The 23,529-nt window shown below is 41.4% G+C and carries 35 protein-coding genes; 33 read left to right on the top strand and 2 right to left on the bottom strand.

The features are described from left to right. Positions 1-37: 37 nt before the first annotated feature. The 25 genes from rplB (at position 38) to rplQ (ending at position 12,499) form a co-directional block, all read left to right on the top strand. Positions 38-859 carry a 50S ribosomal protein L2 gene (rplB, locus tag H9628_RS10155; RefSeq protein WP_251834033.1) on the top strand — a complete coding sequence of 274 codons (822 nt, stop codon included), beginning with the start codon at positions 38-40 and terminating at the stop codon, positions 857-859. Positions 860-861: 2 nt separating this feature from the next. Then, the gene (rpsS, locus tag H9628_RS10150; protein WP_088358800.1) at positions 862-1,140 is read left to right on the top strand and encodes a 30S ribosomal protein S19; all 279 of its coding nucleotides are present in this window, start codon (positions 862-864) and stop codon (positions 1,138-1,140) included. Positions 1,141-1,142: 2 nt separating this feature from the next. Then, complete coding sequence (gene rplV / locus H9628_RS10145; protein WP_251834032.1) at positions 1,143-1,544, top strand: 50S ribosomal protein L22; 402 nt, start codon at positions 1,143-1,145, stop codon at positions 1,542-1,544. A 7-nt stretch (positions 1,545-1,551) separates the two neighbouring features. Beyond that, positions 1,552-2,307: a 30S ribosomal protein S3 gene (rpsC, locus tag H9628_RS10140; protein WP_251834031.1), complete on the top strand. Its 756-nt coding sequence runs from the start codon at positions 1,552-1,554 to the stop codon at positions 2,305-2,307. 93 nt (positions 2,308-2,400) lie between these two features. Then, complete coding sequence (gene rplP / locus H9628_RS10135; RefSeq protein WP_015806740.1) at positions 2,401-2,826, top strand: 50S ribosomal protein L16; 426 nt, start codon at positions 2,401-2,403, stop codon at positions 2,824-2,826. Between the two features lie 12 nt (positions 2,827-2,838). Continuing rightward, entirely contained in the window at positions 2,839-3,027 is a 189-nt protein-coding gene (gene rpmC / locus H9628_RS10130; protein WP_251834030.1) for a 50S ribosomal protein L29, read from the top strand. 12 nt (positions 3,028-3,039) lie between these two features. Continuing rightward, entirely contained in the window at positions 3,040-3,297 is a 258-nt protein-coding gene (gene rpsQ / locus H9628_RS10125) for a 30S ribosomal protein S17 (RefSeq protein ID WP_088263399.1), read from the top strand. Continuing rightward, entirely contained in the window at positions 3,297-3,665 is a 369-nt protein-coding gene (gene rplN, locus H9628_RS10120; protein WP_251834029.1) for a 50S ribosomal protein L14, read from the top strand. Before rpsQ ends, rplN begins: the two co-directional genes overlap by 1 nt. A gap of 17 nt (positions 3,666-3,682) precedes the next feature. Then, positions 3,683-4,009, top strand: coding sequence for a 50S ribosomal protein L24 (gene rplX / locus H9628_RS10115; RefSeq protein WP_251834028.1), 327 nt, complete (start codon positions 3,683-3,685; stop codon positions 4,007-4,009). Between the two features lie 10 nt (positions 4,010-4,019). After that, positions 4,020-4,571: a 50S ribosomal protein L5 gene (gene rplE, locus H9628_RS10110; protein ID WP_251834027.1), complete on the top strand. Its 552-nt coding sequence runs from the start codon at positions 4,020-4,022 to the stop codon at positions 4,569-4,571. Between the two features lie 2 nt (positions 4,572-4,573). Continuing rightward, positions 4,574-4,843: a 30S ribosomal protein S14 gene (gene rpsN / locus H9628_RS10105; protein ID WP_122027063.1), complete on the top strand. Its 270-nt coding sequence runs from the start codon at positions 4,574-4,576 to the stop codon at positions 4,841-4,843. 148 nt (positions 4,844-4,991) lie between these two features. Continuing rightward, positions 4,992-5,390 (top strand): 30S ribosomal protein S8, encoded by a 399-nt coding sequence (gene rpsH, locus H9628_RS10100; RefSeq protein WP_251834026.1) that lies wholly within the window; start codon positions 4,992-4,994, stop codon positions 5,388-5,390. A gap of 17 nt (positions 5,391-5,407) precedes the next feature. Continuing rightward, positions 5,408-5,953 carry a 50S ribosomal protein L6 gene (gene rplF / locus H9628_RS10095; protein ID WP_251834025.1) on the top strand — a complete coding sequence of 182 codons (546 nt, stop codon included), beginning with the start codon at positions 5,408-5,410 and terminating at the stop codon, positions 5,951-5,953. Positions 5,954-5,972: 19 nt separating this feature from the next. Continuing rightward, a complete protein-coding gene (gene rplR, locus H9628_RS10090; RefSeq protein ID WP_251834024.1) occupies positions 5,973-6,320 on the top strand; it encodes a 50S ribosomal protein L18 in 348 nt (115 codons plus the stop codon). A 19-nt stretch (positions 6,321-6,339) separates the two neighbouring features. After that, entirely contained in the window at positions 6,340-6,861 is a 522-nt protein-coding gene (gene rpsE, locus H9628_RS10085; protein WP_122027067.1) for a 30S ribosomal protein S5, read from the top strand. 10 nt (positions 6,862-6,871) lie between these two features. Next, the gene (gene rpmD / locus H9628_RS10080; RefSeq protein WP_251834023.1) at positions 6,872-7,048 is read left to right on the top strand and encodes a 50S ribosomal protein L30; all 177 of its coding nucleotides are present in this window, start codon (positions 6,872-6,874) and stop codon (positions 7,046-7,048) included. A gap of 76 nt (positions 7,049-7,124) precedes the next feature. Next, the gene (rplO, locus tag H9628_RS10075; RefSeq protein ID WP_251834022.1) at positions 7,125-7,571 is read left to right on the top strand and encodes a 50S ribosomal protein L15; all 447 of its coding nucleotides are present in this window, start codon (positions 7,125-7,127) and stop codon (positions 7,569-7,571) included. Positions 7,572-7,580: 9 nt separating this feature from the next. Continuing rightward, entirely contained in the window at positions 7,581-8,960 is a 1,380-nt protein-coding gene (gene secY / locus H9628_RS10070) for a preprotein translocase subunit SecY (RefSeq protein WP_251834021.1), read from the top strand. A 7-nt stretch (positions 8,961-8,967) separates the two neighbouring features. Continuing rightward, a complete protein-coding gene (gene infA / locus H9628_RS10065) occupies positions 8,968-9,183 on the top strand; it encodes a translation initiation factor IF-1 (protein WP_015806726.1) in 216 nt (71 codons plus the stop codon). Between the two features lie 138 nt (positions 9,184-9,321). Beyond that, positions 9,322-9,438, top strand: coding sequence for a 50S ribosomal protein L36 (gene rpmJ, locus H9628_RS10060; RefSeq protein ID WP_007839480.1), 117 nt, complete (start codon positions 9,322-9,324; stop codon positions 9,436-9,438). 9 nt (positions 9,439-9,447) lie between these two features. Next, positions 9,448-9,825: a 30S ribosomal protein S13 gene (gene rpsM / locus H9628_RS10055; protein ID WP_055041710.1), complete on the top strand. Its 378-nt coding sequence runs from the start codon at positions 9,448-9,450 to the stop codon at positions 9,823-9,825. A gap of 19 nt (positions 9,826-9,844) precedes the next feature. Further along, complete coding sequence (gene rpsK, locus H9628_RS10050; protein ID WP_251834020.1) at positions 9,845-10,234, top strand: 30S ribosomal protein S11; 390 nt, start codon at positions 9,845-9,847, stop codon at positions 10,232-10,234. A gap of 95 nt (positions 10,235-10,329) precedes the next feature. Next, on the top strand, positions 10,330-10,938 hold the full coding sequence (gene rpsD, locus H9628_RS10045) for a 30S ribosomal protein S4 (protein WP_251834019.1): 609 nt from the start codon (positions 10,330-10,332) through the stop codon (positions 10,936-10,938). Positions 10,939-10,969: 31 nt separating this feature from the next. Beyond that, complete coding sequence (locus tag H9628_RS10040; protein ID WP_251834018.1) at positions 10,970-11,965, top strand: DNA-directed RNA polymerase subunit alpha; 996 nt, start codon at positions 10,970-10,972, stop codon at positions 11,963-11,965. 6 nt (positions 11,966-11,971) lie between these two features. Next, positions 11,972-12,499 carry a 50S ribosomal protein L17 gene (gene rplQ / locus H9628_RS10035; protein WP_251834017.1) on the top strand — a complete coding sequence of 176 codons (528 nt, stop codon included), beginning with the start codon at positions 11,972-11,974 and terminating at the stop codon, positions 12,497-12,499. A gap of 221 nt (positions 12,500-12,720) precedes the next feature. Here rplQ and H9628_RS10030 read toward each other — a convergent pair whose 3' ends face one another. Then, positions 12,721-13,080, bottom strand: a complete 360-nt coding sequence (locus H9628_RS10030) for a hypothetical protein (RefSeq protein WP_251834016.1) — start codon at positions 13,078-13,080, stop codon at positions 12,721-12,723. A gap of 273 nt (positions 13,081-13,353) precedes the next feature. On the opposite strand from H9628_RS10030, the gene eno reads away from it, so the two are divergent. The 8 genes from eno (at position 13,354) to H9628_RS09990 (ending at position 21,619) form a co-directional block, all read left to right on the top strand. After that, positions 13,354-14,646: a phosphopyruvate hydratase gene (gene eno, locus H9628_RS10025; RefSeq protein WP_251834015.1), complete on the top strand. Its 1,293-nt coding sequence runs from the start codon at positions 13,354-13,356 to the stop codon at positions 14,644-14,646. Positions 14,647-14,728: 82 nt separating this feature from the next. Beyond that, positions 14,729-16,015 carry a citrate synthase gene (locus H9628_RS10020; protein WP_251834014.1) on the top strand — a complete coding sequence of 429 codons (1,287 nt, stop codon included), beginning with the start codon at positions 14,729-14,731 and terminating at the stop codon, positions 16,013-16,015. A 161-nt stretch (positions 16,016-16,176) separates the two neighbouring features. Beyond that, positions 16,177-16,359, top strand: a complete 183-nt coding sequence (locus H9628_RS10015) for a hypothetical protein (RefSeq protein WP_251834013.1) — start codon at positions 16,177-16,179, stop codon at positions 16,357-16,359. Between the two features lie 274 nt (positions 16,360-16,633). After that, a complete protein-coding gene (locus H9628_RS10010; RefSeq protein ID WP_251834012.1) occupies positions 16,634-16,909 on the top strand; it encodes a hypothetical protein in 276 nt (91 codons plus the stop codon). Between the two features lies 1 nt (position 16,910). Continuing rightward, positions 16,911-19,403 carry a phenylacetic acid degradation bifunctional protein PaaZ gene (gene paaZ / locus H9628_RS10005; protein WP_251834011.1) on the top strand — a complete coding sequence of 831 codons (2,493 nt, stop codon included), beginning with the start codon at positions 16,911-16,913 and terminating at the stop codon, positions 19,401-19,403. 25 nt (positions 19,404-19,428) lie between these two features. Next, on the top strand, positions 19,429-20,115 hold the full coding sequence (locus tag H9628_RS10000) for an SMUG2 DNA glycosylase family protein (protein ID WP_251834010.1): 687 nt from the start codon (positions 19,429-19,431) through the stop codon (positions 20,113-20,115). Then, positions 20,115-20,882 carry an enoyl-CoA hydratase/isomerase family protein gene (locus H9628_RS09995; RefSeq protein WP_251834009.1) on the top strand — a complete coding sequence of 256 codons (768 nt, stop codon included), beginning with the start codon at positions 20,115-20,117 and terminating at the stop codon, positions 20,880-20,882. Before H9628_RS10000 ends, H9628_RS09995 begins: the two co-directional genes overlap by 1 nt. 8 nt (positions 20,883-20,890) lie before the next feature. Continuing rightward, the gene (locus tag H9628_RS09990) at positions 20,891-21,619 is read left to right on the top strand and encodes an SDR family NAD(P)-dependent oxidoreductase (RefSeq protein ID WP_251834008.1); all 729 of its coding nucleotides are present in this window, start codon (positions 20,891-20,893) and stop codon (positions 21,617-21,619) included. A gap of 57 nt (positions 21,620-21,676) precedes the next feature. Here the strand turns inward: H9628_RS09990 and aspS are convergent, their stop codons facing one another. Beyond that, positions 21,677-23,431 carry an aspartate--tRNA ligase gene (gene aspS, locus H9628_RS09985; protein WP_251834007.1) on the bottom strand — a complete coding sequence of 585 codons (1,755 nt, stop codon included), beginning with the start codon at positions 23,429-23,431 and terminating at the stop codon, positions 21,677-21,679. Positions 23,432-23,529 lie beyond the last annotated feature (98 nt).

Genomic DNA, 23,529 nt, shown 5'->3' with positions numbered 1-23,529 from the left:
ACAGCTTAAAGCAATTTAATAATTATAATCAATAGTAATGTCTGTTAGAAAATTAAAACCTATCACCCCGGGACAGAGATTCAGAGTTGTAAATAACTTTGAGGAAATTACTACCAACAAGCCAGAGAAATCTCTAACAGTTGGTATTAGTAAGTCAGGTGGTCGTAACAATACTGGTAAAATGACCATGCGTTACACCGGAGGTGGACACAAACAAAAATACAGAATTATCGACTTCAAGAGAAATAAATTCGATGTTGAGGCAACGGTAAAATCTGTAGAATACGATCCGAACAGAACTGCTTTCATCGCACTTTTAGAGTACGCAGACGGAGAGAAGAGATACATCATCGCTCCGAACGGTATCAAAGTAGACCAGAAAGTAATCTCTGCGGAAACAGCGGAACCTAATGTAGGTAACGCAATGAAGTTGAAGAACATCCCATTGGGTACTGTAGTATCTTGCATCGAGCTTCGTCCAGGTCAGGGTGCGGTAATGGCAAGAAGCGCAGGATCTTCAGCTCAGTTAACTTCAAGAGACGGTAAATATGCAATCGTGAAATTGCCTTCAGGAGAATCAAGAATGATCCTTACTGAGTGTATGGCTATGATTGGATCTGTATCTAACGGCGATCACCAGCTTACAGTTTCTGGTAAAGCAGGTAGAAGCAGATGGTTAGGCAGAAGACCTAGAACAAGACCGGTAGTAATGAACCCAGTAGATCACCCAATGGGAGGTGGTGAAGGACGTTCATCTGGTGGTCACCCAAGATCTAGAAACGGTATGCCATCGAAAGGTTACAAAACAAGAAAGAAAAACAAAGCGTCTAACCGATTTATCGTATCTAAAAGAAAATAATCATGGCAAGATCACTTAAGAAAGGACCTTTCATTCATCATACTTTAGATAAGAAGGTTCAGGCAAATATAGAAGCCAATAAAAAGACAGTAATTAAAACTTGGTCCAGAGCATCAATGATCTCCCCGGACTTCGTAGGACAAACCATCGCAGTACACAACGGTAAATCTTTTATCCCTGTATACGTTACTGAAAACATGGTAGGTCACAAGTTAGGCGAATTTTCTCCGACAAGATCTTTCAGAGGTCACGGTGGTAACAAAAATAAAGGAGGTAGATAATCATGGGATCAAGAAAAAGAGAAAGTGCATTAGCACGTAAAATAGCAAACCAGGATGTGGCAAAATCGTTACATAATGATTGCCCGTCTTCTCCGAGAAAAATGAGATTGGTAGCTGATATCATCCGTGGTGTAGAGGTAGAAAAAGCTTTATCCATCCTGAAGTACTCTAAGAAAGACGCTTCAAACAAGTTGGAAAAAGTACTTCTTTCTGCAATGGCCAACTGGCAGACCAAAAACGAAGGTGCAGATATCGAAGAAGCTAACCTGATCGTGAAAGAAGTTTTCGTGGACAGCGCAAGACAGCTGAAAAGACTGAGACCGGCACCACAGGGTAGAGGTCACAGAATCCGCAAGAGATCAAACCACATCACGCTAATTTTAGGTACTAAAGACAACAAATAATCAAGGTATGGGACAGAAGACAAATCCAATTGGTAACAGATTAGGTATCATCAGAGGATGGGATTCGAACTGGTTTGGTGGCAAAAACTACGGCGACAGAATCGCTGAAGACTACAAGATCAGAAGATACCTTGAAGCAAGATTATCTAAAGGTGGTATTTCAAGAATCTATATTGAAAGAACCCTGAAATTAGTTACAGTGACAATCACTACTGCAAGACCGGGACTTATCATCGGGAAAGGCGGCCAGGAGGTTGACAAACTGAAAGAAGAGTTGAAAAAGATCACTGATAAAGACATCCAGATCAACATTTTCGAAATCAAAAGACCAGAGCTTGACGCAGTATTGGTTGCAGACAGCATCGCAAAACAGATAGAAAACCGTATTTCCTACAGAAGAGCTGTGAAAATGGCAATTCAGTCTACCATGAGAATGGGTGCAGAAGGAATCAAAGTAATGATCAGCGGCCGTCTGAACGGAGCTGAGATGGCAAGAAGCGAGTCTTTCAAAGACGGAAGAATCCCATTGTCAACTTTCCGTGCAGATATCGATTATCATATCGGTGAAGCACTTACACAGTACGGTAAACTTGGTGTAAAAGTTTGGATCATGAAAGGTGAGGTTTATGGTAAAAGAGACCTTAGCCCACTGGTAGGACAACAGAAAAAAGGAGCACCTTCAGGAAGAGGCGACAGAAATGATCGTAATGACAGAGGAGACAGAGGTGGCGACAGAAGACCAAGAAGAAACAACAACAACTAAAATTTTAGATATAAATTTTGAATTTTAAATCACCGTTACTTTTTTAAAATCTGAAATCTAAAATCTGAAATCTAAAATCTAAAATTTAAGACAATGTTACAACCAAGAAGAACCAAATTCCGTAAAGTTCACAAGATGAAGATGAAGGGAGTGGCCCAAAGAGGGAACCAACTCGCTTACGGAACTTTTGGGATCAAAGCAACAGAAGGTGCTTGGATCACTGCAAGACAAATTGAAGCAGCGCGTATTGCTGCTACAAGATATATGAAAAGAGAAGGTCAGCTATGGATCAAAATCTTCCCGGATAAGCCTATTACCAAGAAACCAGCCGAAGTACGTATGGGTAAAGGTAAAGGTGCTGTGGAATATTGGGTATCTGTAGTGAAGCCAGGTAAGATAATGTTCGAAGTTGGAGGGGTTCCTTATGAAGTAGCAAAAGAAGCATTGCGTCTTGCTGCACAGAAGTTACCGGTAGTTACCAAGTTTGTAGTCGCTAACGATTTTGTTCAACCTCAATAATTTTTTAAAGAAATGAAAAAAGCTGACATCAAAAATCTAAGCGCTGAGGATATTCAGAACAAATTGACTGAAGTAAAGGCAGATTTTAACAAAATGAAATTAGCCCACGCTATCAGCCCGATTGAAAATCCTATCCAGATCCGTGATATGAGAAAGACAATCGCAAGACTGGAAACTGAACTAACACTAAAACAACAATAAGAATTTCATTTTATCATGGATAGAAATCTAAGAAAAGAAAGAATCGGAATTGTTTCCAGCAATAAAATGGAAAAGACCATTGTTGTAAGTGAAACTACCAGAGTAAAACACCCAATGTACGGTAAATTCGTCCTTAAGACGAAAAAATATACCGCTCATGACGAGAACAATGAGTGTACTGAAGGCGATACAGTATTGATTACTGAAACAAGACCTTTAAGTAAAAGTAAGAGATGGAGATTAGTAAGAATCATTGAAAAAGCTAAGTAATGTTACAAACCGAATCAAGATTAAAAGTTGCTGATAACACAGGTGCCAAAGAAGTACTGGTTATCAGAGTTCTGGGAGGAACCAGAAGAAGATATGCTTCAGTTGGTGATAAGATCGTAGTTACTATCAAAGATTCTACACCACAGGGTAACGCAAAGAAAGGAACAGTTTCCAAAGCTGTTGTAGTAAGAACGAAAAAAGCAGTAAGAAGAAAAGATGGTTCATACATCAAGTTCGACGACAATGCTTGCGTACTTCTGAACGCAACCGGCGAAATGAGAGGAACACGTGTTTTCGGACCTGTTGCCCGTGAACTGAGAGATAAAGAATACATGAAAGTCATTTCATTAGCTCCTGAAGTACTTTAATTTTAAAATTTACAAAAATGACAAAGTTAAAAATCAGAAGAGGAGATAACGTAATCATCACTACCGGTAAGAAAGAAATTAAAGGTAAGACGGGTGAAGTTATTGAAGTGATCCGTAAGGAAGGCAAAGACGCCAGAGTGATCGTTGCAGGTTTGAATATCGTTAAAAAACATACTAAACCTTCAGCTGGTAACCCACAGGGCGGAATTGTAGAGAAAGAAGCATCGATCCATATTTCCAACGTAATGCTTGTTGACAAAAATGGTAAAGCTACCAAAACTGGAAGCAAAGTAGAAGGTGATAAGAAAGTGAGAGTGGCTAAGTCAACCGGTGAAACTTTATAAATAAACAACGATGGAATATACAGTAAGACCAAAGAAAAACTATAAAGAGAAGATCGTTCCGGCAATGATGGAAGAATTTGGGTACAAATCTGTGATGCAGGTACCTAAATTAGAGAAGATCGTTATTTCACAAGGTTTGGGTGCAGCTACTGCTGACAAGAAAATTGTGGATTATGCAGTAGAAGAACTTACCGCAATCACTGGCCAAAAAGCTGTTGGTACTATCTCTAAGAAAGATGAGGCAGCTTTCAAACTTAGAAAAGGTATGCCGGTAGGAGCAAGAGTTACTCTTAGAGCTGATAAAATGTATGAGTTCTTAGACAGACTTACTTCTTCAGCTTTGCCGCGAATCAGAGATTTCTCTGGTATCAAGGCAGAAGGTTTTGACGGTAGAGGAAATTACAACTTAGGAATCACTGAGCAGATCATTTTCCCAGAGATCGTAATCGACAAGGTAAAGAAAATCCAGGGGATGGACATTACTTTCGTTACTACAGCAAAAACCGACAAAGAAGCAAAAGCATTATTAACGCATTTTGGTATGCCTTTTAAAAAGAACTAAAAATGGCTAAAGAATCAATGAAAGCGCGCGAGCGCAAAAGAGAAGCTACAGTAGCTAAATATGCTGAGAAAAGAAAAGCTTTGAAAGAAGCCGGAGATTACGAAGCACTGCAGAAGCTGCCAAAAGACGCTTCACCGGTAAGACTGCACAACCGTTGCAAACTTACAGGAAGACCAAGAGGTTACATGAGAACCTTCGGTATTTCCAGAGTAATGTTCCGTGAGATGGCTAACCAAGGTCTTATCCCGGGCGTTAAAAAAGCTAGTTGGTAATACATTTAGAACAATCGAGATAGTAAAGTTGATTGTTAGAATCAAGAGCCAAGAAGCAAGAGCCAGGATGTAAGTCTTGAATCTTGTGTCTCGGTTCTTGAATCTTAATCAAAACTAACTATCATAAACCAATAATTTAAATAGAAAAATGGTAACAGATCCAATTTCAGATTTCCTAACCAGAGTAAGGAACGCACAAAGCGCAGGCCACAAAGTGGTGGATATTCCTGCATCGAAAATCAAAAAGGAGATTACAAAAATTTTGTTTGAACAAGGCTACATCCTGAACTATAAGTTTGAGGACAGCGCTGTTCAGGGAAACATCAAAATCGCTTTAAAGTACGACAAAACAACCAGCAAACCTGCCATCAAGAGCATCCAGAGAGCTTCAAGACCAGGTCTTCGCCAGTACAAAGGTTCTGAGGAACTGCCAAGAGTACTGAACGGTTTGGGTATCGCGATCGTATCTACATCACGTGGTGTGATGACAGATAAGAAAGCACGTCAGGAAAAAGTGGGTGGAGAAGTAATCTGCTATGTTTATTAATTTTTAATCAAAGGAAAATGTCAAGAATTGGTAAAGCAATTATAGAAATTCCCGCTAACGTTACCGTAACTGAAAAAGACGGACTGGTAACTGTGAAAGGCCCAAAAGGTGAACTTACACAGCAATTAGCCGAAGGAATTACGCTAAAACAGGAAGACGGCGTGCTTACACTAGACCGCGCGTCTGAAGCTAAACAGCACAAAGCATTACACGGTCTGAACAGAGCGTTGATCAATAACATGGTTCAAGGTACATCTGAAGGATGGACAAAGAAACTTGAACTGGTAGGGGTAGGTTACAGAGCTTCTAACCAGGGGAACCGTTTAGAAATGGCTCTAGGATTCTCTCACGGTATCGTGATGGACCTCCCAAAAGAAATTATAGTAGAAACTTTATCTGAAAAAGGTAAAAACCCTATTATTACATTAACATCACACGATAAACAACTTCTGGGTATGGTGGCTGCAAAGATCAGATCTTTCCGTAAGCCTGAGCCGTACAAAGGAAAAGGTGTAAGATTCGTAGGAGAAATTGTAAGACGTAAAGCTGGTAAATCTGCTTAATTTTTAAAAACTTAAGAAAATGGCACTAAGCAAAGTAGAAAAGAGAAATAGAATTAAGAGAAGAGTAAGAGGAAAGATTTCCGGCTCTTCAGAATTACCACGTCTGTCTGTTTACAAAAGTAACAAAGAAATTTACGCTCAGTTAATCGACGATAAAGAAGGTAAAACTTTAGCATCAGCTTCATCCAGAAGCCTTAATGCTACAGGTACAAAAGTAGAGATCTCTGCAGAGGTAGGTAAAGCAATCGCTGAAAAAGCTAAAGCTGCAGGAATTGAAAATATAGTGTTCGACAGAAACGGATTCGTTTACCACGGTAGAGTGAAAGCTCTAGCAGACGGAGCCAGAGAAGGCGGATTAAAATTCTAATCAATAAATTTCGGATAATATGTTAGGACTAGATAATATAGAAAAAGTAAAACCGGGAGGATTAGAACTTAAAGATCGTCTCGTAGCTGTGAACAGAGTAACGAAAGTTACTAAAGGTGGACGTGCTTTCGGATTCTCTGCCATCGTGGTAGTAGGTGACGAAGCAGGTACCGTAGGTTTCGGACTTGGTAAATCTAAGGAAGTTGCTTCTGCTATCGCTAAAGCGGTGGAAGATGCTAAGAAAAACTTAGTAAAAGTTCCGGTAATCAACCATACAATCCCTCACCAGTCTTCAGCAAGATACGGTGGTGCAGATATCTTCCTTCGTCCAGCTTCTCACGGTACCGGGCTTATCGCCGGTGGTGCTGTAAGAGCGGTATTGGAGTCTGCAGGTGTACACGATATTCTTTCAAAGTCTAAAGGTTCATCTAACCCGCACAACGTAGTGAAAGCTACTTTCAAAGCATTGTTAGACATCAGAAGACCTGAAGATATCGCTAAACTGAGAGGAGTTTCATTAAGTAAAGTGTTTAACGGTTAATATTAAAACAATGGCAAAAATTCAGGTAAAACAAGTAAAGAGCGCTATTGGTAGAACTAAAACCCAAAAAAGAACGCTTGAAGCATTAGGATTGAAGAAACTTCACCAAGTTGTAGAACATGACGACAGCCCGGCGATCCTTGGGATGGTACAGGCCGTAAGTCACTTAGTGGAAGTTCAAAAATAAGAAAATAGGTAAGGGACAGGAGACTCTCGCAGATTGTCTCCACTCTCTAATCTTAAACTCTCAAATCTAAAACATAATGAATTTAAATAATATCAGACCGGCATCAGGTTCTACTCACAATTCCAAAAGACTTGGTAGAGGCCAGGGAAGTGGAAAAGGCGGTACTTCAGCTAAAGGTCATAAAGGACAGAAGGCAAGAGCAGGTTACTCTCAGAAAATCGGTTTCGAAGGTGGACAGATGCCTTTGCAAAGAAGATTGCCTAAATTCGGTTTCAATAACGTAAACAGAAAAGAGTACAGAGCAATTAACATAGATACCATTCAGCTTTTGGCAGATGCAAAAGGCATCACCGAGATTACTAAAGACATTTTAGTAGAAAACGGATTGGCTAAGAAAAGCGAAATCGTGAAAATCATGGGTAGAGGCGAATTGAAAACAGGTGTTTCAGTTTCTGCACACAAATTCACAAAATCTGCTGAAGAAGCAATCGCTAAAGCAGGAGGTAAAGCAATTACTCTTTAATCTACACGAATGAAAGAATTTATACAAACACTGAAAAACATCTGGAGCTTAAAGGAACTTAGAGACAAAATACTCTTCACCTTAGGTTTAGTCCTAGTGTATAGATTCGCATCTTATATTTCCCTACCCGCCATCAACATGGCCGAGGTGGGGAATCTTTTGGATCATTACCAGAACCAGGGTGGCAACAAGCAGGGAGCAGGTCTTCTTGGGTTGCTTTCTTCGTTTACGGGAGGTGCATTCAGCCGGGCGTCTATCATGGCACTCGGTATTATGCCTTATATCTCCGCATCAATCATCGTACAGCTGATGGGTATGGCAATTCCATATCTTCAGAAGCTGCAGAAAGATGGCGAGAGCGGTAGAAATACATTGAACCAAATTACAAGATGGTTAACCATTGCAGTATGTTTAGTACAGGCTCCTTCTTACCTTACATCGATCACGCAGATGTTCCTGCCGCACGCACAGTTCGGCTCGGCATATTACGTGCACCCGGAATCTATTATGTTCTGGCTGCCGAGTATCGTGATCTTGGTAGCAGGTTCTGTATTCGCAATGTGGTTGGGTGAAAAGATTACGGACAAAGGTATCGGTAACGGTATTTCCATCCTTATTATGGTGGGTATCCTTGCAGACCTTCCGGGCGCGTTTATTCAGGAAGTAGCAACACAGACAGGTAAAGGCGGATTGGGAACTATTATGATCCTTATCGAAGTTCTTTTCTGGATGTTGGTGGTGCTTTTAGCAATCATACTCTCGGTAGCTGTAAGAAAAATTCCAATTCAGTACGTAAGCCGTGCGCAGGCACGTGGCGGAGCAAACAGAAACTTAATGCAGGGCGCCAGACAGTGGATCCCACTTAAGGTAAATGCATCCGGTGTAATGCCGATCATTTTCGCGCAGGCGCTGATGTTTGTACCTGGGCTTTTAACTAAAGTAGATGAGTCTAACTCATTCCTCGCAGGTTTCAAAGACGTTTTCAGCTGGCAATACAACGTGCTTTTTGCAGTGTTAATTATCATCTTCTCGTTCTTCTATACTGCAATTACCATTCCGGTGAACCAGATGGCAGACGATCTGAAGCGTAACGGCGGGCTGATTCCGAAAGTGAGACCGGGGAAAGAAACAGCTGATTATCTGGATGATATTCTCTCGAAAATTACTTTGCCAGGCTCAATATTTTTAGCTATCTTTGCAGTCCTTCCGGCAATAGTGCACGGAGCGTTTGTTCAGACGGATAGATTTGCCCTGTTTTTTGGGGGCACATCGCTGTTAATTATGGTTGGGGTTATCCTCGATACGGTTCAACAAATCAATACGTATTTGCTGAATCATCATTATGACGGACTGATGCAATCGAAACTATCCAGAACAACAAACCCATAATTCGTAAATGGCAAAACAGAAACATATTGAACAGGACGGCGTGATTACCGAAGCACTTTCGAACGCGCAGTTCCGTGTTGAACTTGAAAATGGGCATATTCTTATTGCCCATATTTCTGGTAAGATGCGTATGCACTACATCAAGCTTTTACCTGGTGATAAGGTAAAGCTTGAACTTTCTCCTTATGATTTATCAAAAGGCAGAATCACATTCAGATACTAGTCTAGGAGAGATCTATAGATTACTATATAGAAAACAGGATAAAACCAGTGCGGTTTTATTGATCATTTAAATATTTAAACAAAAGGGGGTGAAGTACTTTGAAATTCATCTAACCGTTGGAAAATTAACTCAAAACAAATGAAAGTTAGAGCATCTATCAAAAAAAGAAGTGCTGATTGCAAGATCGTTCGTCGTAAGGGCGTTCTCTTTGTGATCAACAAAAAGAACCCAAAATTTAAACAAAGACAAGGCTAAAATTAAATTATGGCGAGAATTTCCGGTATTGATTTACCAAAAAACAAAAGAGGCGTTATCGGCTTAACTTACATCTACGGAATCGGAAGAAGCACTTCGTCCGAAATCCTGAAAGCAGCCGGCATCAGCGAAGACAAGAAAGTCAACGAATGGAATGACGATGAATTGGCATTGATCAGAAACTACATCACTGAAAACATCAAAGTAGAAGGTGAGTTGCGTTCTGAAACCCAACTGAACATCAAGCGATTGATGGACATTGGTTGCCAACGAGGAATACGTCACAGACTGGGATTACCTTTAAGAGGCCAAAGAACTAAAAACAATTCTAGAACCCGTAAAGGAAAGAGAAAAACTGTTGCTAACAAGAAAAAAGCAAGTAAATAATCTTTAGAATTATTAAATAATGGCAAAACAAACAAAAGTTGTTAAAAAAAGAAAAGTAAAAGTTGAAGCGATTGGTGAAGCACACATCCAGGCGACTTTCAACAATATTATTATTTCTTTGACGAATAAAAGCGGAGAAGTTATCTCTTGGGCATCTGCCGGAAAAATGGGGTTCAGAGGTTCTAAAAAGAATACTCCTTTTGCAGCTCAGATGGCTGCTGAAAATTGCTCTCAGGTAGCACATGATGCTGGCCTTAGAAGAGTAAGAGTTTTTGTAAAAGGTCCTGGCGCGGGTAGAGAATCTGCGATCAGAACCATTCACAATTCAGGAATTGAAGTTAGCGAGATCATTGATGTGACTCCAATGCCACACAACGGATGTAGACCACCAAAAAGAAGAAGAGTATAATCTGGAATTTTAAATTTTGTGATTTTTAAATTTTGAATGTTTTCATTTTTAAATCTAAAATCTAAAATCTAGAATCTAAAATCTTAATAAGAAATATGGCAAGATATATTGGACCAAAAACAAAGATTGCAAGAAAATTTGGAGCTGCAATCTACGGAGATGACAAAAACTTCGAGAAAAGAAAAAACCAACCACCGGGACAACACGGTGTGAATAAAAGAAGAGGATCAAAGAAGTCTGAGTACGCTGTTCAGCTAATGGAAAAGCAGAAAGCAAAATACACCTATGGTATTTTGGAAAGACAATTTGCAAACCTATATGAAAAAGCGCAAAGAGCAAAAGGCGTTACAGGTGAAGTTCTTTTACAGCTTTGTGAGTCTAGATTAGACAACGTGGTGTACAGACTTGGTTTTGCTAAAACCAGAGCAGGTGCACGTCAGTTGGTTTCTCACAGACACATCACTGTAAACGGAGAATTGGTGAACATCCCTTCATATTTGCTTAAGGCAGGTGATGTAGTAGCGATCAGAGAGAAATCTAAATCTCTAGGTGTTATTGCAGATTCATTGGCTTACAAAGCAAATTACGAGTGGTTACAGTTCAACGACGAGAAGAAAGAAGGTACTTTCGTGTCTGCACCGGAGAGAATCCAGATCCCGGAAGACATCAAAGAACAGCTGATCGTCGAACTTTACTCTAAATAATTTTTCAAATTTTTGCTCAACCCCCAATTATATGGCAATTTTAACATTTATTAAACCCGATAAGGTAATCCTGCTAAACTCCGATGATTTCAAAGGTAAATTTGAATTCAGACCGTTGGAGCCAGGCTTCGGATTAACGATCGGTAATGCTTTGAGAAGGGTATTACTCTCTTCTCTGGAAGGATATGCTATCTCATCTATAAAAATAGAAGGCGTAGAGCACGAATTTTCAACTATTCCCGGCATCATTGAAGACGTTACAGAAATTATTCTGAACCTGAAACAATTGAGACTTAAAGCTAAATCTGAATCAGCAACCGCTGAGACCGTAACGGCTAAAGTATCCGGACAAACTACTGTAACTGCAGGTGACTTAGGAAAATCTATCCAGGGCTTCGATATCCTGAACCCTGAACTGGTGATCTGTAACCTGAACAAAGAGGTGAAGTTTGAAATGACTTTCAACATCGAGAAAGGACGCGGGTATGTTCCATCGGAGCAGAATAAGTCTGGCAGCGCGCCAATCGGCACCATCGCTATCGACTCGATCTTTACACCGATCAAAAAAGTACAGTACAGCATTGAGAATTACCGTGTAGAGCAAAAAACAGACTACGAGAAACTCGTTTTGGATATTGAAACTGATGGCTCTATCAGCCCTCAGAATGCTTTGACAGAAGCTTCTAAGATATTGATTTATCATTTCATGTTGTTCTCTGATGAGAGAATCACATTAGAAACAGAAGCGGTGAAAGCATCCATCCAGTACGACGAAGAAACCTTGCATACAAGACAGCTCCTTAAATCTAAATTAACAGATATGGATCTTTCTGTAAGAGCGTTAAACTGCCTGAAAGCTGCGGAAGTGGAAACATTGGGCGAGCTGGTTTCTTATACAAAGTCTGATTTGATGAAATTCAGAAATTTCGGTAAAAAATCATTAACAGAATTAGAAGAATTAGTGCATGCAAAAGGTCTTAACTTCGGTTTCGACGTTGCTAAATATAAATTAGACGCTGATAAATAAAAAACAATGAGACACGGTAAAAAATTCAATCACTTAGGAAGAACGTCGTCGCACAGAAGCGCAATGCTTTCCAATATGGCGTGTTCCCTAATTGAGCATAAAAGAATCAACACTACGGTTGCTAAGGCTAAAGCGTTGAGAGTTTTTGTTGAGCCTATCCTCACCAAAGCAAAAGAAGATACTACGCACAACAGAAGAACAGTTTTTTCTTACCTGCAAAGCAAAGAAGCGGTTACTGAATTATTCAGAACAGTTGCTCCTAAGATTGCAGAGAGAAACGGTGGTTACACAAGAATCATCAAAACTGGTTTCCGTCCCGGTGACGCTGCAGATACTGCAATGATCGAGCTTGTAGATTTCAATGATATCTACAACCCGAACGCGGAAGAGAAGAAAACAACAAGAAGAAGCAGAAGAGGTTCTTCAGCAGCCAAAGCAGAAACCGTAACGGCAGAAGCTCCGGCAAAAGAAGAAACAAAGTCTGAAGAAACTACCGGCGAAGCCGCAGAATCTTCAGATCACAAAACTGACTAATCCTCAGTTTTATAATTCCCCAAAAAAGCCACTCAATTTATTTTGAGTGGCTTTTTTATATTTTATATTTAAAGTTGAATTCTTCGTCTCGAGAATAATTCAACTACTCAACAACTCAAACACTCAACCACACTCCACCTCCAAACTCTACGGTCTTTAAATCTGTAAAATCTCAATAACTCAATTACTCTCAACTCAATTACTCCCAAACTCTCCAACTCCTACTGTCCTCTCGCTTTCTTCAGCCTGATCACGTTATCGCCCTGCGTGATCGTCACGCTGTCATTCTTCACCGCAATTTCAAAATCGTAATTTCCGTACAGACTGTCAGATTTTAGCGGAGCCGAAATGGTTTTATTATTGCTGCGGATGCTGATGCTCTTGTCAGCGTCATTATTTTTAAATGTTACAAGAGCCGAAGAACCGTCTTCAGCAACATACCGAAGGGTTTCATCTTCATTTTTGGCATCAGCAGAGGTGTTTTGTTGCTCTACCACGCCTTTGTTGCCATTTTCAGATTTACCGCACGAGGTCGCTATTGTCGCTGCGATAGCTATACCAATTAAAAAGGTCTTTTTCATAATTTAATTTTTGCATTTCATTTAAAAGTATCTACTAATTTAAGGAAAAGAAACAGACCGAAAAGCAGTGAAGAGGTTATCTGGTTAATTTAACAACATTTCATCCTGCTTTTTTACGCGCGCAGTCTAGCAGTTTAAAATAACGGCCAAAGCCCATTTAGAACTGTGGTATTCTATGCTTTGATGCATATAATTTCCGCCCGCGAATCCCGAAAAATACGAGTATTTTAACTAAATTTGTAAGAACATTTTTAAAGTTTAAAAAACATCAATATGAGTTACATTTCTTACATCGAGGCCCGGCAGATTCTAGATTCTCGCGGTAATCCTACAATCGAAGTTGACGTATTCACCGAAAGTGGCGCCATGGGCCGTGCCGCAGTACCATCCGGTGCTTCTACCGGTGAACATGAAGCGGTAGAACTTCGTGACGGTGGCTCAGATTACCTTGGTAAAGGCGTGATGAAGGCCGTAGAAAATGTAAGAGAGATCATCGCTCCCGAGCTTGTGGGCATGCCGGTTTATGACCAAAATTATATCGATCAGATTATGATCGATCTGGATGGTACCAAAAACAAAGGAAATCTTGGTGCAAACGCGATCCTTGGTGTTTCTTTAGCGGCTGCAAAAGCTGCTGCGACCGAGCTCAGAATGCCACTTTACAAATATGTGGGCGGTGTCAATGCAAACACACTTCCTGTTCCGATGATGAACGTAATCAACGGAGGTTCACATTCAGATGCGCCCATCGCTTTCCAGGAATTCATGGTGATGCCGGTAAAAGCTGATTCTTTCTCGCACGCTTTAAGAAAAGGTACTGAAATCTTCCACAGCCTGAAAAAAATCCTTCACGATCGTGGACTTTCCACTGCAGTAGGCGATGAAGGTGGTTTCGCACCAACTTTCACCGGAACGGAAGATGCTTTGGATACATTGCTTCAGGCCATCGAAAAAGCAGGTTACAAGCCGGGCGACGACATCATGATCGCGCTTGACTGTGCTGCTTCCGAATTTTACAAAAACGGAATTTACGATTACACGAAATTCCAAACTCCTGATTCTGCTAAATTCAGCAGCAGCGAGCAGGTTTCTTATTTAGCAGAATTGGCTTCAAAATATCCGATCATTTCCATTGAAGACGGTATGCACGAAGACGATTGGGCAGGTTGGAAAGAACTTACCGATAAGATCGGCGACCGTGTTCAGCTTGTTGGTGATGATTTGTTCGTAACCAATGTGGAGAGACTCTCCAGAGGTGTAAAAGAAGGTATTGCGAATTCAATCCTTGTGAAAGTAAACCAGATCGGTTCATTATCTGAAACGATGGACGCGGTACAGATGGCTCAGCACAACCGTTACACCTCGGTAATGTCTCACCGTTCGGGTGAAACCGAAGATTCTACCATTGCAGATCTTGCGGTAGCAATGAACTGCGGTCAGATTAAGACTGGTTCTGCTTCCCGTTCAGACCGTATGGCAAAATACAACCAACTTCTTCGTATAGAAGAGGCCTTAGGTGAAAGCGCATACTTCCCGGGATTAGATGCATTTAAAATAAACCGTTAATAGAAAATAAATATCAGGATGAGCTCCCGCGGGCTTGTCCTTTTATTTTAATAATTATAAATTCGTAAAAAAATAAATTAAAATGTCAGATAATAAAGTAGTACTCAACTACGACGGAAATTCCTTTGAATACCCGATTGTAGATAGCACCATCGGTGACAGAGGAATTGATATTTCTAAACTTAGAGACCAAACCGGTCTTATCACACTCGATCTTGGTTACAAAAATACAGGCGCAACCCTCAGCGACATCACTTATCTTGATGGCGACAACGGTGAACTTTACTACCGCGGCTATCCGATTGAGCAGATCGCGGAGAAATCAAACTTCAGCGAAGTAATGTACCTTTTGCTGCACGGCGAACTTCCAACCCAGGATCAGTTTTTAAAATTCGAAGGTGGAATTAAAAAATACAACTACGTCGCAGACGAAATGAAGAAAATCCTGGACGTATTCCCACGTTCAGCGCATCCTATGGGCGTACTTTCTTCCCTTACATCAGCACTTACAGCATTCAACCCGAAAGCTGTGAATGTAAATTCAAAAGAGGAAATGGATGAGGCGGCAGAGATGCTTTTGGCTAAATTCTCTCACCTTTGTGCTTGGACTTACCGTAAAAAACTCGGTCTTTCTATCAACCACGGCGATAATAACCTGAACTATGTAGAGAACTTCTACAAGATGTGTTTCCGTCGTCCGAATATGGATTTCGAATTGGATCCGGTTGTGGTCGGTGCATTGGATAAATTGTTGATCCTTCACGCAGATCACGAGCAAAACTGTTCTACTTCTACCGTAAGAATGGTTGGATCAGCTCACACAGGACTTTTCGCTTCAGTCTCAGCAGGTATTTCGGCACTTTGGGGCCCACTTCACGGTGGTGCCAACCAGGCAGTGATCGAAATGCTTGAAATGATCGAGCAGGATGGAGGCGACGTTGCTAAATATGTTGAGAAAGCTAAGAATAAAGACGATAACTTCCGTTTGATGGGCTTCGGACACCGCGTTTACAAAAACTTCGATCCACGTGCTACCATCATCAAGAAAGCGGCAGATGACATCCTTACAGCACTTGGAATTGAGGACAAAGCGTTGGATATCGCGATGCAGCTTGAAAGAGTAGCGCTTGAAGACGAGTATTTCGTAAGCCGTAAACTCTATCCAAACGTAGATTTCTACTCCGGAATCATTTACAGAGCGTTAGGAATCCCAACTGAAATGTTCACCGTAATGTTCGCATTGGGTAGACTTCCGGGCTGGATCTCTCAATGGAAAGAAATGCGTTTGCACAACGACCCGATCGGCCGTCCAAGACAGGTTTACCAGGGCGCGCAAAAACGTGATTATGTAGACCTAAGCGCAAGATAAATTTTGCAAATTTTTATACCATCCCTTTCGGTTTTTATCGGAAGGGATTTTTTTTTGGGCGCCATTTCCGGCTGTCGCTACTCGCTTCCCGGCGCCTGGCGTCGCCGGGAGAGCTCAAACAGGCCGCTCCATCCGGGGCGCGGGCACCGCAACGTACAAAAGTGGATTCACAACCGCACGACATGCATCCGCACGCGCAGGAAATGCTTCCGCAAGTGAAAGAAATGGTTCCGCAAGTGAAAGAAATGGTTCCGCAACCGCAGGAAATGGTTCCGCAACTGCAACAAATGGTTCCGCAAGTGCAGGAAATGGTTCCGCAAGTGCAGGAAATGGCAACGCAATAATGCGGGGCCATTTCTGTTGTTGATTATTCGACAACTGAACTTAATTTGCTTTAATAAATTCAAAAATATCTTATAAAATTAGCAATAAAATAAAATTTAATGAGAGTTGTAAGGCTATACACTCATCCCTGCATCAATGCAGCTGCACAAAAACTGAAAATTTCAGTATCTTAACACGCAGAAAGTTCAGCTTTAAAAGGAAAACCGCGATTTCAAGGTTGTGGCAATTTTCGGCAAATGTTGGCTTTCTGAGCACACGTTCAAATAAAATTTAATGTTCCGAACCTTACACAGAAAATGGCTCGCGCTGGGCCTCATCACGCTGCTGGGCCTCAATTTCCTGGCTGTTTATATCCTTAATCAAAGCATTGAGAACCGCAAACTTCTCGCACACGCTTCAGCAGAATTAAAAGAATCGCTCCAACAGAAGGATCTGCAGAGCGACCTCATCATTTCGGCCATATTCACGTTGGATGTAGTGGTGATTTTGGTGGTGCTCTACCTCCTCGTGAAGACACTTATAAAGAAAATGAAAACTCAATCAAACTAAGATGAAACTCAAAAATTATATCGCTGGCCAGTGGATCGAAGGGTCAGGTGAAGAAATTCCATTATATAACGCCGTAAATGGCGAGCTTGTCGCAGTTTCCGACACTTCCGGCCTCGATTTTCAGCACGCATTAGATTACGGAAGAACTGTAGGTTACAAAAACCTGTCATCCATGACTTTCTATGACCGTGGCGAAATGCTGAAAAAAGTTGCGCTTTATCTTCTCGAAAGAAAGAAGAAATATTACGAACTTTCCTATAAAACAGGCGCCACACACGCTGATTCGTGGGTTGATATCGAAGGCGGTTTCGGTACTTTTTTCACCTATTCCGGCCTGGCGAAAAGGATGCTTCCCAACACGCCGTTTTGGGTGGATGGCGACACGCAAAAGATTTCTGCGAACGGAACTTTCCTCGGCACGCATATTCTTACGCCCAGCGAAGGTGTTTCTGTACAGATCAACGCTTACAATTTTCCGGTGTGGGGAATGATGGAGAAATTATCAACTTCACTGCTTGCCGGCGTACCAAGTGTGGTGAAACCTGCATCAGCGGGTTCGTATCTTACGAGCGCCGTATTTGCGGATATGATCGAAAGCGGGATTCTCCCCGAAGGTGCCCTTCAGCTCGTGTGCGGTGAACCAGGAAATATTCTGGATTATGTTCAGGATGGAGATTCCGTTTTGTTCACCGGTTCTGCAGCTACCGGCAGAAAATTGAAATCTTTACCTTCCGTTTCCAGGAATTCTGTGCGTTTCAACATGGAAGCTGACTCACTTAACGCTTCCATTTTGGGATTGGATGCCAAACCGGGCACACCGGAATTCGATCTGTTCATCAGGGAAGTTCGTAATGAGATGACCACAAAAGCCGGCCAGAAATGTACCGCCATCCGCAGAATTATCGTTCCGGAAAATCTTGTTGGTGATGTTCAGAATGCTTTAAGCAAAGCTTTAGACCAAACAAAAATCGGGAATCCATTAAACCGCGAAACCCGTATGGGCTCCATCGTTGGTAAAAAAGAAATGGAAGTTCTGCAGGAGAAAATCAAGCTTCTGAAAGCAGAGACAGAACTTGTTTACGATGGTAAACACGAACTCGTGGATGCTGATTATGAGAGCGGCGCCTTCATGTCGCCAAAAGTTTTCTACAACGATAAACCTTTTGAGAAAAATTGCTCTCACGAAGTCGAAGCTTTCGGTCCCGTTTCGACGATCATGCCTTACAATGACGCTTACGAAGCTGCAGCCTTGGCAAAACGCGGCAAAGGAAGTCTTGTCGGCTCTATCGTTTCGCACGATGAAAAATTTGTGGCTGAAACTTCCTGGAAGATGGCTTCCTCTCACGGACGGATTTTCGTCTTGAACCGAGATAACGCGAAAGAATCTACCGGCCACGGGTCGCCGTTACCCACTTTGATGCACGGTGGTCCCGGAAGAGCCGGAGGTGGCGAAGAAATGGGCGGTTTGAACGGGCTCCATTTCTTCCTTCAGAAAACTGCAATTCAGGGTTCGCCGGATATTCTGACGGCGATCACAAAAATCTACCAGCAAGGAGCCGATAAAAAATATTCGGATAAGCATCCATTCAATAAATATTTTGAAGAAGTTGAAATCGGCGATTCTCTTGAAACTGCCGGTAGAACTGTTACAGAAGCTGACATCGTCAACTTCTCGAATGTTTCCTGGGATCATTTCTACGCGCATACCGATGCTACAAGTTTGAACGGAACTATCTTCGACAAAACCGTGGCGCATGGCTATTTCATTCTTTCAGCAGCTGCCGGTTTATTTGTTTCGGGCAAAAAAGGTCCTGTTATCGCGAACTATGGATTGGAGAATGCAAGTTTCTTCAAGCCTGTTTACGCCGGTGACACAATTACGGTTTATTTGACGGCGAAAGAAAAGATTAATAAAGGCGTAAAAGGCAGAAATATTCCGTCCGGTGTTGTGAAGTGGCTGGTGGAAGTGGTGAATCAGCGGGATGAAATTGTATGCGTTGCTACCATTTTAACACTTGTTGCTAAACAATCACCTTTCATTCAGCTGCACGCAAAATCTATCCAAAAAATGCTGAACGGCTTGACGGAAAATTCTGAAAGAAAATTCGGAATGATGTCACCTCAATTGATGGTGGAACATTTGGAAGAGGTATTGCGTAACGGTTTTGGTGCTTTGGAGCCTTCTGACTTTCCTGAAATTCCGGCTGAAAAATTGGAACTGCTTCAGGACTGGATTTACACCGATCAAAAAATCAGACCAGGCGCAAAATATCCGCTTTTAAAAGATGGTGAAGAGCCGCAACTTCGATATAAAAATTTAACGGAAGCCAAAGAAAAACTTTTGGAAACTTTAAAAGAATTCCTGATTTATTACCGTGAAAATCCGCAAGCAGAACATTTTCATCCGCGTTTCGGAATGCTGAACAAAGAAATGATGGAACTGTTCCACAGAAAGCATTTTACGCACCATTTCGAGCAGTTTAATCTGATTTAATTTACCGAGATAACATCATATTAAAATGACTTTCGGAGAAAAAGTTGTAGAATTTAACAGGAATTTAAAGTATACAGGAACTCTTCCAAAAGATTTTCAGGTGATGAACCCGTTTCTCGACAATCCCGAGACTTTGGTGGTGATGCAGCAATTCTATGAAAAATTCTACCATGATCATCGAGGCAGAAAATTCATCATCGGAATCAATCCCAGCCGCCATGGAGCGGGAGTGACTGGTGTTCCTTTTACCGATACCAAAAGACTGGAAAACGCCTGCGGAATAAAGATGGAATCAGCGCGAACGCATGAAGTTTCTTCTGTTTTCATCTATGATATGATCGAAGCTTTTGGCGGCGCGGAACAGTTTTACAGTGAATTTTATATCAATTCACCTTTCCCGTTGGCCATCACCAGACATACCAAAAACGGCATTTATCTGAATGCCAATTATTATGATGACAAAAAACTTTTTGGATGTGTGGAGGATTTTATGGTAGAGTCTTTAAAGAAACATATTGACTTGGGATTGGACACTTCAGAAGTTTTTGTGCTCGGCGTGAAGAATGCCGCTTTTTTAAAGAAAATCAACGACCGCGAAAAGCTGTTCGGTAAAATGACGGTTTTGGAACATCCACGATATATTCAGCAGTATAAAAGCAAGGAAAAAGAACTCTACATAGACAAATATTTAATTGCCTTAAATAAAAAATAATGAACAACGGATTCGTAAATACAGCAATCAAAAATCAAATTTCCGAAATCACTTTCGGTACCGAAAAGAGCAACGCTTTACCCGGTGAAATCCTGGAAAAACTGGCCCAAACGATTCTTTCTGAAGGCGCAAAACCTGAGGTAAAAGCCATTCTTTTAAAATCAACCGGGGAAAAAGCGTTCTGTGCAGGTGCAAGTTTCGATGAACTGCTCTCCATTGAAGAACTGGAAACTTCTAAAAATTTCTTTGGCGGTTTTGCAAAAGTCCTTAATGCGATGAGAAAGTGCGGAAAATTAGTCATCGTGCGCGTTCAGGGAAAAACCACCGGCGGCGGCGTAGGAATCGCGTGTGCAGCAGATTACTGTTTTGCCACCAACGATGCAGCGATGGCTTTAACGGAATTGAATTTAGGTATCGGACCTTTCGTTATCGGGCCGTATGTGGAGCGCAAAATCGGTAAGTCAGCGTACACGGCAATGTCTGTCGATGCCGATTTCCGAACTGCGAAATGGTGTGAAAAGCACGATGTCTATCATTCTGTTTCGGCTAATATCCTCGCGATGGACGAGCAGATTGAGATGTTCCTCAGTAAACTTTCAGCAAGAAGTGCCGAGGCTTTGGCTTTGATTAAAAAAGTTTCCTGGGAAGGAACGGAGCATTTTGATGACCTTATGCCGGAGCGTATTCACATGAGCGCAAGTCTGATTCTGAAAGATTCAGCCAAGAAAAATATAGAAAGTATTAAAGAAAGACTTCGCGCAAAATAATTGGATAAATGCCGGAAATTTCTAAAACTGTTCTCGTTCTGGGCGCCAATTCCGATGTCGCCAAACAGTGTATTTTGCAGTACACCGAGAAAGGCTTTACGGTTTTGGCAGCTTCGCGTGATTTAATTTCACTTCAATATTTTATCAAAAAAAATCATCTGGAAAATAGGGTTCAGGTGATTTTCTTTGATGCTTCCGATTTTTCGTCTCATCAGAAATTTTATAATGATCTTTCTGTAAAACCGCATATCGTTGTTTACGCAGCCGGATTTTTAAGACAGAATAGTGAAGCAGTTAATAATTTTGACGATGCGTTCCAGATGATGGAAGTGAATTATGCCGGCGCAGTTTCAATTTTAAATATTATTGCCAATGATCTTACAAATAGAAATCTTGAAAGAATCATCGGTTTGTCCTCGCTTTCCGGAGTTCGCGGAAGAAAAAGCAATTATATATATGGAAGCACAAAAGCGGCTTTTACAACTTATCTTTCGGGCTTGCGTCAGGATTTAAGTTCTAGAAATATTGTCGTCAATGTAATCGTGAGCGGTTATATCGATACCAAAATCAATGAAGGTTTATCGCTGAATAAATCTCTGATGATGCAGCCCGATTATGTTGCTCAACATATCGTCAATGCGGGGAATTCTTTCACTATAGTTCCGAACTGGAAATGGAAAATCATTTACTGGATTCTGAAATTTTCACCCGAATTTCTGGTGGCGAAACTGCCTTAAAATATTTATAAAAAAAGAGGAAGCTAAACTTCCTCTATTTATGATTGTAATGTAGAATTAATCTTTCAGTTTCAATTTCAATTCAAGCTCATCCAACTGTTCCTCAGCAATCGCCGCAGGCGCATCAATCATCACATCTCTTCCGGAATTGTTTTTCGGGAATGCGATATAATCGCGGATCACTTCATTACCGTCAAGAATCGCAACCAAACGGTCGAAACCTAATGCCAAGCCAGCGTGTGGCGGCGCACCATACTGGAAAGCGTTCATCAGGAATCCGAATTGTGCTTCTGCGTCTTCTTTTGTAAATCCTAATAAATTGAACATTTTGGCCTGCAAATCTTTATCGAAAATTCTTACGGAACCACCGCCGATTTCATTTCCGTTCAGGATAAGGTCGTAAGCGTTCGCTCTGGCTTTTCCGGGGTCGGTTTCCAGTAAATGTATATCTTCCGGTTTTGGAGACGTGAAAGGATGGTGCATTGCGTGAAATCTTCCCGTTTCTTCGTCCCATTCCAACAGTGGGAAATCGATGACCCAAAGCGGCGCAAATTCATCGCCTTTTCTTAATCCCAAACGATTTCCAAGCTCCATTCTCAAGGCAGAAAGCTGGGTTCTTACTTTATTTTCGTTTCCGGACATCAGCAGGATTAAATCTCCCTCTTTTGCCCCGAATTTTCCTGCGATTTTCTTTAAATCATCTTCGTTGTAGAATTTATTTACCGAAGAAGTTATGACACCGTCATTTTGATATTTTACCCAAATCATTCCGGAAGCGCCAATCTGTGGACGTTTTACCCAATCGATAAGTTCATCGATTTGCTTTCTGGTGTAATCTGCCGCGCCTTCTACATTGATTCCGACAACCAGTTCTGCATCATCGAAAATCTTGAAGTCTTTTCCTTTCACTAAATCTTTTACTTCCACGAACTCCATTCCGAAACGGATGTCCGGTTTGTCATTTCCGTATTTTCTCATGGCATCTGCGAAAGTCATTCTCGGGAATTTTCCAAAGTCTTTTCCTGTGATGTCTTTCAGTAAAGTTGCGGTCATTCCTTCGAAGATTTCCAGAACATCTTCCTGCTCTACGAAAGCCATCTCGCAATCGATTTGGGTAAATTCCGGCTGTCTGTCAGCTCTTAAATCCTCATCACGGAAGCATTTCACGATCTGGAAATAACGGTCCATTCCGCCAATCATCAGCAATTGCTTGAAAGTTTGCGGAGACTGCGGCAATGCATAAAACTGCCCCGGATTCATTCGGCTCGGCACCACGAAATCTCTCGCTCCTTCGGGCGTAGATTTGATGAGAACCGGTGTTTCAACCTCAATGAAACTCTGGTCAGAGAGGTAATTTCTTACTTTCTGCGCCATTTTATGACGGAAAATCAACTTGTCTTTTACCGGATTTCTGCGGATGTCGAGGTAACGGTATTTCATTCGAAGCTCTTCGCCACCGTCGGTTTCATCTTCAATGGTAAATGGCGGAAGCTGAGATTCATTTAAAACAATAAGTTTTTCAACTAAGATCTCGATTTCTCCGGTCAGGATGTTCGGGTTTTTGCTCGCTCTTTCAATCACTTTTCCTTCTATCTGAATCACGAATTCGCGACCCAATTTTTTAGCCTCTTCAATCAATTCGGCAGAAGAACGGTCCTGATCGAAGACCAGCTGCGTAATTCCGTAACGGTCCCGGAGATCAATCCACATCATAAAACCTTTGTCCCGAATGGTCTGAACCCAACCGGAAAGGGTTACATTTTCATTGATGTTTTTAAGCGTGAGCTCTCCGTTGGTATGCGTTCGGAACATGTTTTAAGCGTTTTTTAATGATGAATTTTTCGATTGCAAAGATAAGTCATTTGGCCTAAAGTTCACTTGCATCTGGAGACTGTCAACGGGATTATTTG

Origin of the sequence: Kaistella pullorum, from assembly GCF_014837035.1 — a bacterium.
GTDB lineage: Bacteria > Bacteroidota > Bacteroidia > Flavobacteriales > Weeksellaceae > Kaistella > Kaistella rhinocerotis.
The sequence above is the reverse complement of the archived record's forward strand: the minus strand, read 5'-3'. Positions and strand labels throughout refer to the sequence as shown.

What these genes read in the sequence shown, in the direction of transcription:
- rplB (WP_251834033.1), top strand. Translation starts at nt 38, where the DNA reads ATGTCTGTTAGAAAATTAAAACCTATCACCCCGGGACAGAGATTCAGA.
- rpsS (WP_088358800.1), top strand. Translation starts at nt 862, where the DNA reads ATGGCAAGATCACTTAAGAAAGGACCTTTCATTCATCATACTTTAGAT.
- rplV (WP_251834032.1), top strand. Translation starts at nt 1,143, where the DNA reads ATGGGATCAAGAAAAAGAGAAAGTGCATTAGCACGTAAAATAGCAAAC.
- rpsC (WP_251834031.1), top strand. Translation starts at nt 1,552, where the DNA reads ATGGGACAGAAGACAAATCCAATTGGTAACAGATTAGGTATCATCAGA.
- rplP (WP_015806740.1), top strand. Translation starts at nt 2,401, where the DNA reads ATGTTACAACCAAGAAGAACCAAATTCCGTAAAGTTCACAAGATGAAG.
- rpmC (WP_251834030.1), top strand. Translation starts at nt 2,839, where the DNA reads ATGAAAAAAGCTGACATCAAAAATCTAAGCGCTGAGGATATTCAGAAC.
- rplN (WP_251834029.1), top strand. Translation starts at nt 3,297, where the DNA reads ATGTTACAAACCGAATCAAGATTAAAAGTTGCTGATAACACAGGTGCC.
- rplX (WP_251834028.1), top strand. Translation starts at nt 3,683, where the DNA reads ATGACAAAGTTAAAAATCAGAAGAGGAGATAACGTAATCATCACTACC.
- rplE (WP_251834027.1), top strand. Translation starts at nt 4,020, where the DNA reads ATGGAATATACAGTAAGACCAAAGAAAAACTATAAAGAGAAGATCGTT.
- rpsN (WP_122027063.1), top strand. Translation starts at nt 4,574, where the DNA reads ATGGCTAAAGAATCAATGAAAGCGCGCGAGCGCAAAAGAGAAGCTACA.
- rpsH (WP_251834026.1), top strand. Translation starts at nt 4,992, where the DNA reads ATGGTAACAGATCCAATTTCAGATTTCCTAACCAGAGTAAGGAACGCA.
- rplF (WP_251834025.1), top strand. Translation starts at nt 5,408, where the DNA reads ATGTCAAGAATTGGTAAAGCAATTATAGAAATTCCCGCTAACGTTACC.
- rplR (WP_251834024.1), top strand. Translation starts at nt 5,973, where the DNA reads ATGGCACTAAGCAAAGTAGAAAAGAGAAATAGAATTAAGAGAAGAGTA.
- rpsE (WP_122027067.1), top strand. Translation starts at nt 6,340, where the DNA reads ATGTTAGGACTAGATAATATAGAAAAAGTAAAACCGGGAGGATTAGAA.
- rpmD (WP_251834023.1), top strand. Translation starts at nt 6,872, where the DNA reads ATGGCAAAAATTCAGGTAAAACAAGTAAAGAGCGCTATTGGTAGAACT.
- rplO (WP_251834022.1), top strand. Translation starts at nt 7,125, where the DNA reads ATGAATTTAAATAATATCAGACCGGCATCAGGTTCTACTCACAATTCC.
- secY (WP_251834021.1), top strand. Translation starts at nt 7,581, where the DNA reads ATGAAAGAATTTATACAAACACTGAAAAACATCTGGAGCTTAAAGGAA.
- infA (WP_015806726.1), top strand. Translation starts at nt 8,968, where the DNA reads ATGGCAAAACAGAAACATATTGAACAGGACGGCGTGATTACCGAAGCA.
- rpmJ (WP_007839480.1), top strand. Translation starts at nt 9,322, where the DNA reads ATGAAAGTTAGAGCATCTATCAAAAAAAGAAGTGCTGATTGCAAGATC.
- rpsM (WP_055041710.1), top strand. Translation starts at nt 9,448, where the DNA reads ATGGCGAGAATTTCCGGTATTGATTTACCAAAAAACAAAAGAGGCGTT.
- rpsK (WP_251834020.1), top strand. Translation starts at nt 9,845, where the DNA reads ATGGCAAAACAAACAAAAGTTGTTAAAAAAAGAAAAGTAAAAGTTGAA.
- rpsD (WP_251834019.1), top strand. Translation starts at nt 10,330, where the DNA reads ATGGCAAGATATATTGGACCAAAAACAAAGATTGCAAGAAAATTTGGA.
- H9628_RS10040 (WP_251834018.1), top strand. Translation starts at nt 10,970, where the DNA reads ATGGCAATTTTAACATTTATTAAACCCGATAAGGTAATCCTGCTAAAC.
- rplQ (WP_251834017.1), top strand. Translation starts at nt 11,972, where the DNA reads ATGAGACACGGTAAAAAATTCAATCACTTAGGAAGAACGTCGTCGCAC.
- H9628_RS10030 (WP_251834016.1), bottom strand. Translation starts at nt 13,080, where the DNA reads ATGAAAAAGACCTTTTTAATTGGTATAGCTATCGCAGCGACAATAGCG.
- eno (WP_251834015.1), top strand. Translation starts at nt 13,354, where the DNA reads ATGAGTTACATTTCTTACATCGAGGCCCGGCAGATTCTAGATTCTCGC.
- H9628_RS10020 (WP_251834014.1), top strand. Translation starts at nt 14,729, where the DNA reads ATGTCAGATAATAAAGTAGTACTCAACTACGACGGAAATTCCTTTGAA.
- H9628_RS10010 (WP_251834012.1), top strand. Translation starts at nt 16,634, where the DNA reads ATGTTCCGAACCTTACACAGAAAATGGCTCGCGCTGGGCCTCATCACG.
- paaZ (WP_251834011.1), top strand. Translation starts at nt 16,911, where the DNA reads ATGAAACTCAAAAATTATATCGCTGGCCAGTGGATCGAAGGGTCAGGT.
- H9628_RS10000 (WP_251834010.1), top strand. Translation starts at nt 19,429, where the DNA reads ATGACTTTCGGAGAAAAAGTTGTAGAATTTAACAGGAATTTAAAGTAT.
- H9628_RS09995 (WP_251834009.1), top strand. Translation starts at nt 20,115, where the DNA reads ATGAACAACGGATTCGTAAATACAGCAATCAAAAATCAAATTTCCGAA.
- H9628_RS09990 (WP_251834008.1), top strand. Translation starts at nt 20,891, where the DNA reads ATGCCGGAAATTTCTAAAACTGTTCTCGTTCTGGGCGCCAATTCCGAT.
- aspS (WP_251834007.1), bottom strand. Translation starts at nt 23,431, where the DNA reads ATGTTCCGAACGCATACCAACGGAGAGCTCACGCTTAAAAACATCAAT.